The 14,048-nt window shown below is 71.8% G+C and carries 13 protein-coding genes and 1 riboswitch; of the genes, 6 read left to right on the forward strand and 7 right to left on the reverse strand.

Annotation, left to right across the window (positions count from 1 at the left end; genetic code table 11):
- Window positions 1–9 precede the first annotated feature (9 nt).
- The 4 genes from groL to thrC all read right to left on the reverse strand — a co-directional run bounded on the left by groL (window position 10) and on the right by thrC (window position 4,175).
- A complete protein-coding gene (gene groL / locus CNQ36_RS15640; RefSeq protein WP_004929930.1) occupies window positions 10–1,632 on the reverse strand; it encodes a chaperonin GroEL in 1,623 nt (540 codons plus the stop codon).
- A 299-nt stretch (window positions 1,633–1,931) separates the two neighbouring features.
- On the reverse strand, window positions 1,932–2,135 hold the full coding sequence (locus CNQ36_RS15645) for a cold-shock protein (RefSeq protein WP_004929928.1): 204 nt from the start codon (window positions 2,133–2,135) through the stop codon (window positions 1,932–1,934).
- 430 nt (window positions 2,136–2,565) lie between these two features.
- Window positions 2,566–2,841 carry a MoaD/ThiS family protein gene (locus CNQ36_RS15650; protein WP_004929926.1) on the reverse strand — a complete coding sequence of 92 codons (276 nt, stop codon included), beginning with the start codon at window positions 2,839–2,841 and terminating at the stop codon, window positions 2,566–2,568.
- A 47-nt stretch (window positions 2,842–2,888) separates the two neighbouring features.
- A complete protein-coding gene (gene thrC / locus CNQ36_RS15655; RefSeq protein ID WP_121546473.1) occupies window positions 2,889–4,175 on the reverse strand; it encodes a threonine synthase in 1,287 nt (428 codons plus the stop codon).
- Window positions 4,176–4,192: 17 nt separating this feature from the next.
- Window positions 4,193–4,340: riboswitch (SAM riboswitch) on the reverse strand.
- A 140-nt stretch (window positions 4,341–4,480) separates the two neighbouring features.
- Between thrC and CNQ36_RS15660 the strand changes: the two genes are divergently transcribed.
- Genes CNQ36_RS15660 through otsB form a run of 3 tightly spaced genes read left to right on the forward strand, consistent with a single transcriptional unit; the run spans window position 4,481 to window position 7,798 of the window.
- Complete coding sequence (locus CNQ36_RS15660) at window positions 4,481–5,425, forward strand: glucosyl-3-phosphoglycerate synthase (RefSeq protein WP_004929924.1); 945 nt, start codon at window positions 4,481–4,483, stop codon at window positions 5,423–5,425.
- A gap of 58 nt (window positions 5,426–5,483) precedes the next feature.
- Window positions 5,484–6,899: an alpha,alpha-trehalose-phosphate synthase (UDP-forming) gene (locus tag CNQ36_RS15665; protein ID WP_206278460.1), complete on the forward strand. Its 1,416-nt coding sequence runs from the start codon at window positions 5,484–5,486 to the stop codon at window positions 6,897–6,899.
- 47 nt (window positions 6,900–6,946) lie between these two features.
- Window positions 6,947–7,798 (forward strand): trehalose-phosphatase, encoded by an 852-nt coding sequence (gene otsB, locus CNQ36_RS15670; RefSeq protein ID WP_121546475.1) that lies wholly within the window; start codon window positions 6,947–6,949, stop codon window positions 7,796–7,798.
- A 411-nt stretch (window positions 7,799–8,209) separates the two neighbouring features.
- Here the strand turns inward: otsB and CNQ36_RS15680 are convergent, their stop codons facing one another.
- Entirely contained in the window at window positions 8,210–8,455 is a 246-nt protein-coding gene (locus CNQ36_RS15680) for a DUF3263 domain-containing protein (protein ID WP_121546477.1), read from the reverse strand.
- 10 nt (window positions 8,456–8,465) lie between these two features.
- The gene (locus CNQ36_RS15685; RefSeq protein ID WP_121546478.1) at window positions 8,466–9,734 is read right to left on the reverse strand and encodes an extracellular solute-binding protein; all 1,269 of its coding nucleotides are present in this window, start codon (window positions 9,732–9,734) and stop codon (window positions 8,466–8,468) included.
- Window positions 9,735–9,855: 121 nt separating this feature from the next.
- Here CNQ36_RS15685 and CNQ36_RS15690 point away from each other — a divergent pair, with 121 nt between their 5' ends.
- From CNQ36_RS15690 to CNQ36_RS15700, 3 genes are all read left to right on the forward strand, one after another.
- On the forward strand, window positions 9,856–10,815 hold the full coding sequence (locus tag CNQ36_RS15690) for an ROK family protein (protein ID WP_121546479.1): 960 nt from the start codon (window positions 9,856–9,858) through the stop codon (window positions 10,813–10,815).
- Window positions 10,815–11,999 (forward strand): N-acetylglucosamine-6-phosphate deacetylase, encoded by a 1,185-nt coding sequence (gene nagA, locus CNQ36_RS15695; RefSeq protein ID WP_121546480.1) that lies wholly within the window; start codon window positions 10,815–10,817, stop codon window positions 11,997–11,999. The genes CNQ36_RS15690 and nagA overlap by 1 nt, the downstream gene beginning before the upstream one ends.
- Window positions 12,000–12,119: 120 nt before the next feature.
- A complete protein-coding gene (locus tag CNQ36_RS15700) occupies window positions 12,120–13,049 on the forward strand; it encodes a 1-phosphofructokinase family hexose kinase (RefSeq protein ID WP_121546481.1) in 930 nt (309 codons plus the stop codon).
- Window positions 13,050–13,056: 7 nt separating this feature from the next.
- On the opposite strand, the gene CNQ36_RS15705 is transcribed toward CNQ36_RS15700, so the two are convergent.
- Window positions 13,057–13,998, reverse strand: coding sequence for a carbohydrate-binding protein (locus CNQ36_RS15705; RefSeq protein WP_004929917.1), 942 nt, complete (start codon window positions 13,996–13,998; stop codon window positions 13,057–13,059).
- Between the last annotated feature and the right edge of the window lie 50 nt (window positions 13,999–14,048).

A 14,048-nucleotide genomic window follows, 5' to 3' on the forward strand; every position in this document is an offset into this window, starting at 1 on the left:
TCGGGAGGATCAGAAGTCCATGTCACCGCCCGGCATGCCGCCGCCGGCCGGGGCCGCGGCCTTCTCCGGCTTGTCGGCGATGACGGCCTCGGTGGTGAGGAACAGCGCGGCGATGGAGGCGGCGTTCTGCAGGGCAGAGCGGGTCACCTTCGCCGGGTCGATGATGCCTTCGGCGATCATGTCGACGTACTCGCCGGTCGCGGCGTTCAGGCCGTGGCCGACCTGGAGGTTGCGGACCTTCTCCACGACGACGCCGCCCTCGAGACCACCGTTGACGGCGATCTGCTTCAGCGGGGCCTCCAGGGCGAGCTTCACGGCGTTGGCGCCGGTCGCCTCGTCACCCTCGAGCTCCAGCTTCTCGAAGACCTGGGAGGCCTGCAGCAGGGCCACGCCACCACCGGCGACGATGCCCTCCTCGACGGCCGCCTTGGCGTTGCGCACGGCGTCCTCGATGCGGTGCTTGCGCTCCTTGAGCTCCACCTCGGTGGCGGCGCCGGCCTTGATGACCGCGACACCGCCGGCGAGCTTCGCCAGGCGCTCCTGCAGCTTCTCGCGGTCGTAGTCCGAGTCGCTGTTCTCGATCTCGGCGCGGATCTGGTTCACGCGGCCCTGGACCTGGTCGGCCGAGCCGGCACCGTCGACGATGGTGGTCTCGTCCTTGGTGATGACGACCTTGCGGGCCTTGCCCAGCAGGTCGAGCGTCGCGTTCTCCAGCTTGAGGCCGACCTCCTCGGAGATGACCTCGCCGCCCGTGAGGATGGCGATGTCGCCGAGCATGGCCTTGCGGCGGTCGCCGAAGCCCGGGGCCTTGACGGCGACGGACTTGAAGGTGCCGCGGATCTTGTTGACCACCAGGGTCGACAGGGCCTCGCCCTCGACGTCCTCGGCGATGATCAGCAGCGGCTTGCCCGACTGCATGACCTTCTCCAGGAGCGGGAGCAGGTCCTTGACGTTGGAGATCTTGGAGTTGGCGATCAGGATGTACGGGTCGTCGAGGACGGCCTCCATACGCTCCATGTCGGTGGCGAAGTACGCCGAGATGTAGCCCTTGTCGAAGCGCATACCCTCGGTGAGCTCCAGCTCCAGACCGAAGGTCTGGGACTCCTCGACGGTGATGACGCCTTCCTTGCCGACCTTGTCCATGGCCTCGGCGATGAGCTCGCCGATCTGGGTGTCGGCGGCGGAGATGGAGGCCGTGGAAGCGATCTGCTCCTTGGTCTCGACATCCTTCGCCTGCTCGAGCAGGGCGCCGGAGACGGCCTCGACGGCCTTCTCGATGCCGCGCTTCAGGGCCATCGGGTTGGCGCCGGCGGCGACGTTGCGCAGGCCCTCCTTGACCAGGGCCTGGGCGAGAACGGTCGCGGTGGTCGTACCGTCACCGGCGACGTCGTCCGTCTTCTTGGCGACTTCCTTGACCAGCTCGGCGCCGATCTTCTCGTACGGGTCCTCGAGCTCGATCTCCTTGGCGATGGACACACCATCGTTGGTGATCGTGGGGGCGCCCCACTTCTTCTCGAGGACGACGTTGCGGCCCTTGGGGCCGAGCGTCACCTTGACGGCGTCCGCGAGCTGGTTCATGCCGCGCTCGAGGCCGCGCCGCGCCTCCTCGTCGAACGCGATGATCTTGGCCATGTGAAGTGGTCCCTCCAGGACTGGGGGTGATTCCTTCGGACCGCGCCCGCGCCCGCGACGGACGGCTCGCCGGCCCCGTGGTTCCTTCCCCACACGGCCTGCGGGCCTCACCGACCCGGTCCTTCGTTGTCACTCTCACCTTCAGAGTGCTAACGCAATGATTAGCACTCGACCCATGCGAGTGCAAGCGCCTTCGGGGAGTCGCGGGGCCGCTCAGCCGCGCGCGAACACGGCGAAGGGCCCGCACCCCGGGGGTGCGGGCCCTTCGCCGGCAGAAGATCTTGCGGCAGGTAGCGCGTTCAGGCGCTGAGACGAACCATGTCGGCCTGCGGGCCCTTCTGACCCTGCGAGATCTCGAACTCGACCCGCTGGCCTTCTTCGAGGGTGCGGTAGCCGTCCATCTGGATCGCGCTGTAGTGGACGAAAACATCCGCACCACCGTCGACCGCGATGAAGCCGTACCCCTTCTCCGCGTTGAACCACTTGACGGTGCCCTGAGCCATGCCTAACTCCCCTATTACTGGCCCTTGCACGGATCCGCACTTCGCGGATCCGGGTCAGACCTCACCCCCCAACGGTTGGGGGCGTGCGCCGGAACGCGTCGACCGCGGCTGAATGTATCTGTCCAACTGCCGTCTGCAACAGGTCAATCGGACGAGAAATCTGGACTACACCGGTCCGGAATGTGGCGAGAATTCACCTGAATCCGGGGCAAGTCGGGCCGCATATAGGGCGCAAATGCCGCGAAAGGGGCCCGCAGTTTGGCTGCATCCAATCGGGCGGGCGGCAGGAATTCAATGTTTCCGATCAGTGGATCGGGAGCGCGTTCCCCAACCCTACCGTGCTCAATCCAATGGAATTGCCCCCTCCGCTTCTCTTACGGAGGGGGCAATGCGCCGAACGCTCGGTAACCGTGATTACCGAAGGTAATGATCAGCCGCCGGCGACCGCCGGAATGATGGAGACGCCGGCCCCGTCCGGGGTGGCCGTCTCGAGGCCCTGCTCGAACCGCACGTCGTCGTCGTTGACGTAGACGTTCACGAAGCGCCGCAGCTTGCCCTGGTCGTCCAGCACCCGGGCGGCGATCCCGGTGTGGTTCTTCTCCAGGTCCTGGATGACCTCTCCCAGGGTGGTGCCCTCGGCACCCACCTCGGCCTTACCGCCGGTGTAGGTACGCAGGATGGTGGGGATACGCACGGTAACGCTCACAACAAAACCTCCGGTCAGGTGACTTGCCCAGGGGGCGGACGAACGACTCAGCCGAGCCCGGCCGCACGGAAGGACTCCAGGTTGGGACGGATGGTCGCACTCATCCCCGTGCCGGCCACCGCGTCCAGCGTCTTCAGACCGTCCCCGGTGTTGAGCACCACGGTGGTCAGGGACGGGTCGAGCGCCCCGCTCTCCAGAAGCTTCCTGGTGACTCCCACGGTCACCCCGCCCGCGGTCTCCGCGAAGATCCCCTCGGTCCGCGCGAGCAGCCTGATCGCGTCCACGACCTGCTCGTCCGTCACGTCCTCCACCGCCCCGCCCGTCCGGCGGGCGATGTCCAGCACGTACGGCCCGTCGGCCGGGTTCCCGATCGCCAGCGACTTGGCGATCGTGTCCGGCTTCTGCGGGCGCACGACGTCGTGTCCGGCCTTGTACGCGGTGGACACCGGCGAGCAGCCCTCGGCCTGCGCGCCGAAGATCCTGTACGGCCTGTCCTCGACCAGCCCGAGCCCGATCAGCTCCTGCAGCCCCTTGTCGATCTTCGTGAGCTGCGAGCCGGAGGCGATCGGGATCACGATCTGGTCGGGCAGCCGCCAGCCGAGCTGCTCGCAGATCTCGTAGGCGAGGGTCTTCGACCCCTCGGCGTAGTACGGCCGCAGGTTGACGTTGACGAAGCCCCAGCCCTCTCCGGCCGGGTCGCCGATCAGCTCGGAGCAGAAACGGTTCACGTCGTCGTAGTTGCCCTCGATGCCGACGAGCTCGCCGCCGTACACCGCGGCCATGACGACCTTGCCCTGCTCCAGGTCGTGCGGGATGAACACGCAGGACCGGAAGCCGGCGCGGGCCGCGGCGGCGCCGACCGCACCGGCGAGGTTGCCGGTGGAGGAGCAGGAGAGGGTGGTGAAGCCGAAGGCGCGGGCGGCCTCGATGGCCTGGGCGACGACACGGTCCTTGAAGGAGTGCGTCGGGTTGCCGGAGTCGTCCTTGACGAACAGCTTGCCGGCGTCGACGCCCAGCTCACGGGCGAGGTTGTCGGCCTGGACGAGCTTGGTCCAGCCGGGGTTGAGGTTGGGCTTGCCGGCCACGTCCGCCGGGACGGGCAGCAGCGGCGCGTAGCGCCAGATGTTCGCGGGTCCCGCCTCGATCCGCTTGCGGAGTTCCTCGGTGTCGTAGGCCGAGAAGTCGTAGGCGATCTCCAGCGGGCCGAAACACTCCTCGCAGGCGAAGACGGGCCCGAGGGGTACGCGGTGACCGCACTCGCGGCAGGAGAGCGCCGCTGCGGGGCCGAGGTCCACTGCGGAATCGGTGGTGGTGGCAACAGTCTGCACAGCCATGGAGGCGAGGCCCTTTCTCCTCATCTTCCTCACGGCGCACCTCGCCGTGAGACGGATTTGGCACCTTCCCTAGCCGGGAGCCTCGCCACGTCCGTGTGACAAGAACCGACTGGAGGGTTGCCGGGGCTTCATCGGGCCGTATCCCTCTGCCCCTCTGGATGAGCGGTGTTCAGTTGTGGTGCGCGCGGTGACCCCGGCATGCGGTGGTCATCGGCGTTGTTCAAGACTGTAACCGAAGGCCTGCATGGTTGAGATAGTCGTCCGAACCGCGAGATGGATCACAGGCCAGTGAGGAGCCGGGGACCGTGCTGGAAGAAGTCGAGCGCTGGCTCATCGACCGTTCCTGGTCCGTGGCCGACCGACCGCTCCACCGGATCCTGGCGGCGAAACGCGCCACGGGGCAGACGGTGAGCGTGGTGCTGCCCGCGCTGAACGAGGAGGCGACCGTCGGCGACATCGTGTCCGTCCTCCGCCACGACCTGGTGCTCCAGGTGCCGCTGGTCGACGAGGTGGTGGTGGTCGACTCCGGCTCGACCGACCGCACGGCCGAGGTGGCGGCGGCGGCCGGCGCGACCGTGGTGCACCGGGACGCGATCCTGCCGCGTCTGGCGGCGGTGCCCGGCAAGGGCGAGGTGCTGTGGCGCTCGCTGCTGGTCACCTCCGGGGACATCGTCTGCTTCGTCGACGCGGACCTCAGGGAGTTCTCCTCCGACTTCGTCTCCGGCATCGTCGGCCCGCTGCTCACCGAGCCGGACGTACAGCTGGTCAAGGCCATGTACGACCGCCCCCTGGGCTCGGCCGCGGGCCAGGGCGGCCGGGTCACGGAGCTGATGGCCCGCCCGCTGCTGAACATGCACTGGCCCCAGCTGGCCGGCTTCGTGCAGCCGCTCGGCGGCGAGTACGCGGCCCGCCGCACCCTGCTGGAGCAGCTTCCGTTCCCGGTCGGGTACGGCGTGGAGCTCGGCATGCTGGTCGACGCCCTGCACCTGGTGGGCCTGGACGCGCTCGCCCAGGTCGACGTCGGCGTCCGCAAGCATCGCCACCAGGACGGCCAGGCGCTCGGCCGGATGGCCGCCGCGATCTACCGCACCGCCCAGCTCCGCCTGGCCCGCGGCCATCTGATCCGCCCGTCGCTGACCCAGTTCGAGCGGACCGGCGACAACTTCGAGCCCCGTACGTACTCCGTGGACACGGAGGAACGGCCGCCGATGGCGGAGATCGCCGAGTACCAGGCGCGGCGGGTGGCCTGAGCCGTATACGGCCGAACCGTGCGTTTGAGGTGCCGGGGGCCGGGCTAGGTTGAGGCGTATGGCTTCAAGCTTCGGTGCTGCTCAGGTGCTGGTCGCCTCCAATCGGGGACCGGTCTCGTACGAGGTTGCGGACGACGGGTCGCTGCGCGCCAAACGGGGCGGCGGCGGGCTGGTGTCCGGGCTGTCGGCGATCGGGCCGGACGCGGGGGCGCTGTGGGTGTGCTCGGCGCTGTCCGACGGCGACCGGGAGGCCGTGCGGCGCGGGGTGGGCGAGGACGGCGTGCGGATGCTGGACGTCCCGGCGGACGTCCACGCGGACGCGTACAACGGGATCGCCAACTCGGTGCTGTGGTTCGTGCACCACATGCTGTACCAGACGCCGGTGGAGCCGGTCTTCGACGCGGAGTTCCGCCGCCGGTGGGCGTCGTACGAGGCCTACAACCGCGCGTTCGCCGAGGCGCTGGCCGAGGAGGCGGCGCGGGGCGCGGCGGTGCTGGTGCAGGACTACCACCTGACCCTGGTCCCCGGGATGCTCCGCGAGCTCCGCCCCGATCTGCGCATCGGCCACTTCTCGCACACGCCGTGGGCGCCGCCGGAGTACTTCCGGATGCTGCCCGACGACATCGCCGGACAGGTGCTGCGCGGGATGCTCGGCGCCGACCGGCTCGGCTTCCTCACCCACCGCTGGGCGGACGCGTTCACCGCCTGCTGCGAACGGTTCACGGACGGGCTCGGGGACACCGCGGTGGGGGTGCACGGGCTGGGCGCCGACGCCGACTTCCTGCGTGCCCGCTCCCACGAGGCGGACGTCGAGGAGCGGATCGCCGTGCTGCGGGAGGAGATCGGCGCCGCACCCGAGGGCGGGCCGCGCCGGACGATCGTCCGTGTGGACCGCACCGAGCTGTCGAAGAACATCGTGCGCGGCCTGCTGGCGTACCGGCAGCTCCTGGACGACCACCCCGAGTGGCGCGAGCGCGTCGTGCACATCGCCTTCGCCTACCCCTCCCGGCAGGATCTCGCCGTGTACCGCGACTACACCGCCGAGGTGCAGCGGATCGCCGAGGAGATCAACGAGCGGTACGGGACACCCGGCTGGCGGCCGGTCGTGCTGCACGTCAGGGACGACTTCGCGCGCTCGCTCGCCGCGTACCGGCTGGCCGACGTGGCGCTGGTCAACCCGATCCGCGACGGCATGAACCTGGTGGCCAAGGAGGTCCCGGTGGTCTCCGACGCGGGCTGCGCGCTGGTGCTGTCGCGGGAGGCGGGCGCCCACGAGGAGCTGGGCGAGGACGCGATCACGGTCAACCCGTACGACGTCGTGGAGACCGCCGGCGCCCTGCACGAGGCCCTGGCCATGAGCCCGGAGGAGCGCGCCGACCGCGGCAAGCGCCTGGCCGCGGCGGCGACCGCGCTGCCTCCGGCACGGTGGTTCCTGGAGCAGCTGGACGCGCTGCGGGACCGGAAGCCCGGCTGACCGGACACGCAGGCGTGCGAGGGCGCGGGCGCGGATAGGTTGACGGTATGGATTCCACCGACCCGCACGCCACGCCGACGCCCGCCACGCAGGCCGGACGGGAAGGGCTGGAGGCGCTCCTCTCCCGCCCGGGGAAGGCACTGATCGGGCTCGACTTCGACGGGACGCTCGCGCCGATCGTGCCCGACCCGGAGCAGGCCCGCGCGCACCCGGACGCGGTGCCCGCGCTCGCCGCGCTCGCCCCGAAGGTGGCCGCGGTCGCGGTCGTCACCGGCCGCCCCGCGGGTGTCGCGGTACGGCACGGCGGCTTCGCGGGCGTGCCCGGTCTGGAGCACCTCGTCGTCCTCGGCCATTACGGCGCCGAGCGCTGGGACGCCGTGACCGGTGAGGTCACCGCCCCCGCCCCGCACCCCGGGGTCGCCGCCGTCCGCGCGGAGCTGCCCGGCCTGCTCGACCGGGCCGGGGCCTGGCAGGGCACCTGGATCGAGGAGAAGGGCGGCCGGGCGGTCGCGGTGCACACCCGCAGGGCCGCCGATCCCCAGGCCGCGTACGAGGCGCTGCGCGAGCCGCTCGCCGGGCTCGCCGCCCGGCACGGGCTAGTCGTCGAGCCCGGCCGCCTGGTCCTCGAGCTGCGCCCGCCGGGCATGGACAAGGGCGTCGCCCTGAGCGAGTACGCCCGGGAGATCGGCGCCGGGTCGGTCCTCTACGCCGGGGACGACCTGGGCGACCTCGCCGCCTTCACCGCCGTCGACAAGCTGCGTTCCGCCGGTGTGCCCGGGCTGCTGGTGTGCAGCGGAAGCGACGAGGTCACGGAACTGCGCGACCGGGCGGACCTGGTGGTCGACGGCCCGCCGGGCCTCGTCCACCTCCTGGCAACCCTGGCGGCACACATACACTGACCGCCGCCCCACACCCAAGAGTTCGCCCCCGCCGCCCCTTCCCGTCCCCTCCCCGGGGCTGTGCCCCGGCCCCCCTCCCTGATGCCGCCCACAGCGCGTAGGTGCGCGCCGGGGGGTGTTGCGCAGCCCGGCGCTTACGGGGTGCCGTCGCGCCCACCCTCCCCACTCTCGGCTTCGCTCGAGCGGGAGGTACCCCCATCGCCCCAGCGGCACGACTGCCCGCGGAGAGCGGGGGGGGAGGTTGGTGCGGCGGGTGGGCGCGTACGGCGCGGAGGGGACGGGGCGGGGGTGGCCGCCCGCAGTGGCTGGCGCGTCCGCGCCCCCGACGTATTCCAGCCGGGGCAGTCGCGCCAGTCCGAGGACGGCCACCCCCGACCCGGCCCCGCCCCACCCACCACCCCAGGCGCGTCCTCAGCGCTCCGAACGCCGCGCTTCCCGAACCCGCCGGAGGCGATTGACGGTCACCGGATCGTGGGCGAGGGCCCGGGGATCGTCGAGGAGGGCGTTGAGCAACTGGTAGTAGCGCACAGGAGCCAGCCCCAGTTCCTCCCGGATCGCGCGCTCCTTCACACCGGGCCCGGCGAACCCCCGGCGCTCCAGCGCCAGGATGTCCCGTTCACGCCGGGCCAGCCCCTGTTCCCCGTCCCCCGTGTCCATGTCCCGCAGGCTACTCCGCGTTCTCCGCGCGCGTCGCCGTCGCCTGGAGTCCGCCGAGGACGCCGGCCGGGCTGCCGCCCGGCGCGACCGCCTTGCCGATCTGCTTCTTGACCGCGGCGTTCACCGCCGCCCAGGAGGTGTTGCCGACCGGGTAGAGCTCCGAGGTCGGCAGCTGGTCGAGGAACGGCTTGAGCTCCTTGTCCCGGTCCGACGCGGCCATCGCGCGGGACGCCGAGTTGGTGACCGGCAGCAGGTTGTACTCGCGGGAGAACTCGAGCACGTTCTCCTCGCTGTAGACGAAGTCGAGGAAGTCGCCGACCTGGTCGCGGTTGCCGTTCTCGTTGAAGGCCATCATCCAGTCGGCGACGCCGAGCGTGGCCTCGCTCTCCCCCTCGGCCCCCGGCGTCGGCACCATGCCGAACTCCACGCCCTTCTTCTTCGCCATCTCCATCAGCGAGGGGTGCCCGTTGAGCATGCCGACGTCCCCGGCGGCGAACGCCTCGAACCCGTCGGCCCGGTCGAGCTTGCCGGGTGCGACGGGACCGGTCAGGCCCTTGCCGACCAGTTCGTCCTTCAGCCAGGCGAAGGTCTCGACGTTCGGCGCGGAGTCGACGCTGTAGATACCGGTGATGTCGGTGTAGCCGCCGCCTCCGCTGAGCAGCCACTGCATGGTCTCGGCCTGCGCCTCCTCCGGCCCGAGCGGCAGCGCGTACGGGTACTTCACGCCCTCCGCCTTCAGCGCCTCGGCGTCGGCGGCGAGCTCGTCCCAGGTCCGCGGCGGGGTGATGCCGGCCTTGTCGAACAGCTCCTTGTTGTAAAACAGCACGCGCGTGGAGGAGGCGAACGGCATGCCGTACTGCACGCTGTTGACCTCGCCCGCGGTGGAGAGCTGGGAGACGAAGTCCGCCTGGACGGGGATGGAGAGCAGGTCGCCCGCCTTGTAGAGCATGTCCTTGGCCGCGTAGTCGGCGTACGCGCCGATCTGCGCCATGTCCGGCGGGTCACCGGCGTCGACCATCTCCTTGACCTTGCGGTCGACGTCGTTCCAGGAGTAGACGCTGACGTCGATCTTCACGTCGGGGTGCTCGGACTCGTACCGCTCGGCCAGTCCGGCCCAGTACTTCTCGGAGCTGTCCGCCTTGCCGGTGCCGTAGTCGGCGGCGACGAGTCTCAGGGTCACCTCGGACGATCCCCCACCGACGCCGCATCCGCCGAGGACTCCCGTCAGTCCCAGTGCGGAGACCACCGCGATCGCCCTTGTCCTGACCCGCCGCTGCACGTGCTCTGCCCCTTGCCCCGGCGCATACGCGCCATCCGACGACATTCCGATAGTCGGAATAAGGTCTACACCACGTGAGTGGACTAGACCTCTTGCGGGTCGTCGGTCCACACTGTCACCCGTGAGACATGTCATCGCCCTCGATGTGGGCGGCACCGGGATGAAGGCCGCCCTGGTCGGGGCGGACGGCGCGCTGCTGCACCAGGCCCGCCGGGCCACCGGTCGCGAACGCGGCCCGGACGCGGTCGTCGCGGACATCCTCGGCTTCGCGGCCGAACTGCGCGACCACGGCGCCCGCCGGTTCGGCGAGCCCGCGTCCGCCGCCGGCGTCGCCGTCCCCGGGATCGTCGACGAGGCGGAGGGAGTCGCCGTCCACGCGGTCAACCTCGGCTGGCGGGACGTGCCGCTGCGCGCCCTGCTCACCGAGCGCCTCGGCGGGGTGCCCGTCGCCCTCGGCCACGACGTCCGCACCGGCGGTCTCGCCGAGGGCCGCATCGGGGCGGGCCGGGGCGCCGACCGCTTCCTGTTCGTGCCGCTGGGCACCGGCATCGCGGGCGCCATCGGCATCGACGGCCGGGTCGAAGCGGGCGCGCACGGCTTCGCGGGCGAGATCGGCCATGTCGTCGTACGGCCCGGCGGCGCCCCCTGTCCCTGCGGTCAGTCCGGCTGTCTGGAGCGGTACGCGTCCGCCGCCGCGGTGAGCGAGGCGTGGGCGGCGGCCTGCGGCGACCCGGACGCGGACGCGGCGGACTGCGCGAAGGCCGTGGCGTCCGGGGACGCACGGGCCCGACGGGTCTGGCAGGAGGCGGTGGACGCGCTCGCCGACGGGCTGGTCACCGCGCTCACCCTGCTGGACCCGCGCACGCTGATCATCGGTGGCGGGCTCGCCGAGGCGGGGGAAACGTTGTTCACGCCGCTGCGGGAGGCCGTCCGGCGGCGGGTCACCTTCCAGAAGCTGCCGTCCCTGGTCCCCGCGGCCCTCGGGGACACCGCCGGCTGCCTCGGCGCGGGCCTGCTCGCCTGGGACCTGCTCGACGACGACACCACTGACCCCTCGTATCCCTCGGAGGTAACCACCTGATGGCCCCCACCAAGGTTCTCGCCGGTGCCCGGGTGGTCCTGCCCACCGGGACCGTGGACGACGGCCGCGTGATCGTCGAGGGCACCCGGATCGCCGGTGGGGGTCCCCCCGGGCCGCGGCCCGCCGGAGGTCCGGGGGAGGAACCCGCCGGCGCCGAGACGGTCGACGTGTCCGGCCACTGGGTGGTCCCGGGCTTCGTCGACATCCACAACCACGGCGGCGGCGGCGCGTCCTTCGCCGGCGGCACCGCCGAGGACGTCCTCCAGGGCGTGCGCACCCACCGCCTGCACGGCACCACCACGTTGGTCGCCTCCGCCGTCACCGGCGACCTGGACTTCCTCGCCCGGCACGCCGGGATGCTGGCGGAACTGGCCCAGCAGGGCGACATCGCGGGCATCCACTTCGAGGGGCCGTTCATCTCCCCCTGCCGCAAGGGCGCGCACGACGAGGGGCTGCTGCGCGACCCCGACCCGGCGGAGGTCCGCAAGCTGATCGACGCGGCGCACGGACAGGCCCGGATGATGACGCTCGCCACCGAGCTGCCGGGCGGCCTGGACTCCGTACGGCTGCTCGCCGAGCACGGTGTGATCGCGGCCGTCGGGCACACCGACGCCACGTACGAGCAGACGCTCCAGGCCATCGACGCGGGCGCGACCGTGGCCACCCACCTGTTCAACGCGATGCCGCCGCTCGGCCACCGCGCCCCCGGTCCGATCACCGCCCTGCTGGAGGACGAACGGATCACCGTCGAGCTGATCAACGACGGCACGCATCTGCATCCCGCCGCGCTCCAGCTGGCCTTCCACCACGCGGGCCGGGAGCGGGTCGCCTTCATCACCGACGCGATGGACGCGGCCGGCTTCGGCGACGGCCGCTACATGCTCGGCCCGATGGAGGTCGAGGTCGCCGACGGGGTGGCCCGGCTGGTGGAGGGCGGCTCGATCGCCGGCTCCACGCTCACCCTGGACCGGGCCTTCAAGCGGGCGGTGACGGTGGACGGGCTGCCCGTCGAGGACGTCGTCGCCGCGATCTCCGCCAACCCCGCGCGGCTGCTCGGAGTGGACGACCGGACCGGCTCCCTGGAGCCCGGGAAGGACGCCGACCTGGTGATCCTGGACGCCTCGTTCGACCTGGTGGGCGTCATGCGCCGGGGGGAATGGGTGGTCGATCCCCGACTGGGCTGATCCGTCCCCCGCTCCCGCCGCACGGCGGCCGGTCCGAGGGCTGGGCCGACCGCCGTCCGTTTGGCATGATCGTGACCACGGGCCGTACGGCAGGCGCAGGTAGAAGGGGAGGTCGGACCGGTGATCCTCACGGTCACGCTGAACACCGCTCTCGACATCACCTATCGCGTGCCGTCCCTGCGGCCGGACGCCTCCCACCGGGTCTCGGAGGTGACGGAGCGTCCGGGCGGCAAGGGCGTCAACGTGGCCCGGGTACTCACCGCCCTCGGCCACGAGGTGACGGTCACCGGCTTCGCGGGCGGCGCCACGGGGCGCGTCCTGCGGGACCGGCTCACCGAGATCCCGCTCCTCACCGACGCGCTGGTCCCGGTCTCCGGCACGACCCGGCGCACCGTCGCGGTGGTCGACGGGCGCTCCGGCGGGACCACCCGGCTCGACGAGCCCGGCCCGGCGATCGGCCACGCCGAGTGGTCCGCGTTCCAGGAGGTCTACGAGGGTCTGCTGCCCTCCGTCTCGGCGGTGGCCCTGTGCGGCAGCCTGCCCCCGGGCGTCCCGGTGGGCGCGTACGCGGGCCTGCTGCGCACGGCACGCGCGGCCGGGGTCCCGACCCTCCTGGACACCAGCGGCGCGGCGCTGCGCCGCGGGGTCGCCGGGCGGCCCGACATCCTCAAGCCGAACGCCGGGGAACTGGCCGAACTCACCGGCTCCCACGAGCCGTCGCGCGCCACCCAGGACGCCCGCAGGCGGGGCGCCGGCGCGGTGGTGGCCTCCCTGGGCGCGCAGGGGCTGCTCGCGGTGACGCCCGAGGGCCGCTGGCGCGCGGCCCCTCCGGAGCGGTTCGCCGGAAACCCGGCAGGCGCCGGCGACGCGGCCGTGGCGGGTCTGCTGTCGGCGCTGGTGGAGCACCGTCCCTGGGCGGACCGGCTGACCCGGGCGGTGGCCCTGTCGGCGGCGGCGGCCCTGTCCCCGGTGGCCGGGGACGTCGACCGGTCGGTCTACGAGGGCCTGCTGGCCGGGGTCACGGTGCGCGGGGAAGCGAACGCGGCGTAGCGGCCGGTCACTTCTTGACCTGGCCCTCCTTGAGCCACAGCTGGTCCAGCAGCACGTTGCACTTGTCGCCGTCGGCGCAGGAGACCGAGATGGTGTTGCTGCCCTTGTTGAGGGTGGGCCAGGCGAAGGTCTGGGTCCAGCCCTTGGAGAAGTCGCCGTCCTTGGCACGGGCGAAGTTGTCCATGTTGAGCTTGGAGCCGAACTCCTTGCCGTTGACGGTGAGCGTCATCGACTGCGGGTCGTCGGTGGTGCTGTAGCGCACGAAGACGGTGTAGGCGCCGTCCTCGGGGATGTCGTTGACGGTCCAGGTGACCGAGGAACCGGGCTGGTTCAGGTTGGTCACGTAGACGCCGCCGTCGGACTGGGCGCCCTCGATGTCCGAGGCGAGGGCTGCCGTGCCGCCCAGCCGCATGGCCTTCGCGTCGCCGGTCGGCAGGTCCGCCGCCTCCTCCGCGCTCTCGCTCGCGGAGGGGCTGGGCTCGCCGCTGTCCTGGGACTGGGTGGGCGTCGAGTCCGCCTGGTTGCCGCCGTCGCCCTCGTCGTCGTCGCCGCCGATCATGGCGATGCCGATGCCGATCACGACCGCGGCGACCACCGCGATCGCGCCGATGAGCAGACCCTTGGTGTTCGGTCCGCGGCCCCGGCCGCCACCACGGCCGCCGTACGCCGGCTGCGGCGACTGGGTGGTGGTCGCGCCGCCGGGCAGCGTCTCGGGGGCGGCGTAGTGGGCGCTCGGCTGGCCGTAGACGCCCTGCTGCTGCGGAGCCTGCGGGGCGGCGGCCTGCTGGCCGTACTGCCGGGTTCCGACCGGCCGCACCCGGTTCACCGAGTTCGGGTAGCCGTAGCCGCCGGACGGCGGCTGGGCCCCGTTGGCCTGCCCGTCGGCGTAGAGGTAGCCGAACGGGTCGTCGTCCTCCGGCGTGCTCGCGCCGTTGTTGCCGGCCGTCATCCCTTGGTGCTCCTAGCTGCGGATCGGGTGCGGTACGAGTGGTGAGATAG

The sequence above is a fragment of the Streptomyces fungicidicus genome (assembly GCF_003665435.1).
GTDB lineage: Bacteria > Actinomycetota > Actinomycetes > Streptomycetales > Streptomycetaceae > Streptomyces > Streptomyces fungicidicus.

Coding starts and splice junctions, on each gene's coding strand:
- groL (WP_004929930.1), bottom strand. CDS start 1,632: ATGGCCAAGATCATCGCGTTCGACGAGGAGGCGCGGCGCGGCCTCGAG.
- CNQ36_RS15645 (WP_004929928.1), bottom strand. CDS start 2,135: ATGGCTCAGGGCACCGTCAAGTGGTTCAACGCGGAGAAGGGGTACGGC.
- thrC (WP_121546473.1), bottom strand. CDS start 4,175: ATGGCTGTGCAGACTGTTGCCACCACCACCGATTCCGCAGTGGACCTC.
- CNQ36_RS15665 (WP_206278460.1), top strand. CDS start 5,484: ATGGCTTCAAGCTTCGGTGCTGCTCAGGTGCTGGTCGCCTCCAATCGG.
- otsB (WP_121546475.1), top strand. CDS start 6,947: ATGGATTCCACCGACCCGCACGCCACGCCGACGCCCGCCACGCAGGCC.
- CNQ36_RS15680 (WP_121546477.1), bottom strand. CDS start 8,455: ATGGACACGGGGGACGGGGAACAGGGGCTGGCCCGGCGTGAACGGGAC.
- nagA (WP_121546480.1), top strand. CDS start 10,815: ATGGCCCCCACCAAGGTTCTCGCCGGTGCCCGGGTGGTCCTGCCCACC.
- CNQ36_RS15705 (WP_004929917.1), bottom strand. CDS start 13,998: ATGACGGCCGGCAACAACGGCGCGAGCACGCCGGAGGACGACGACCCG.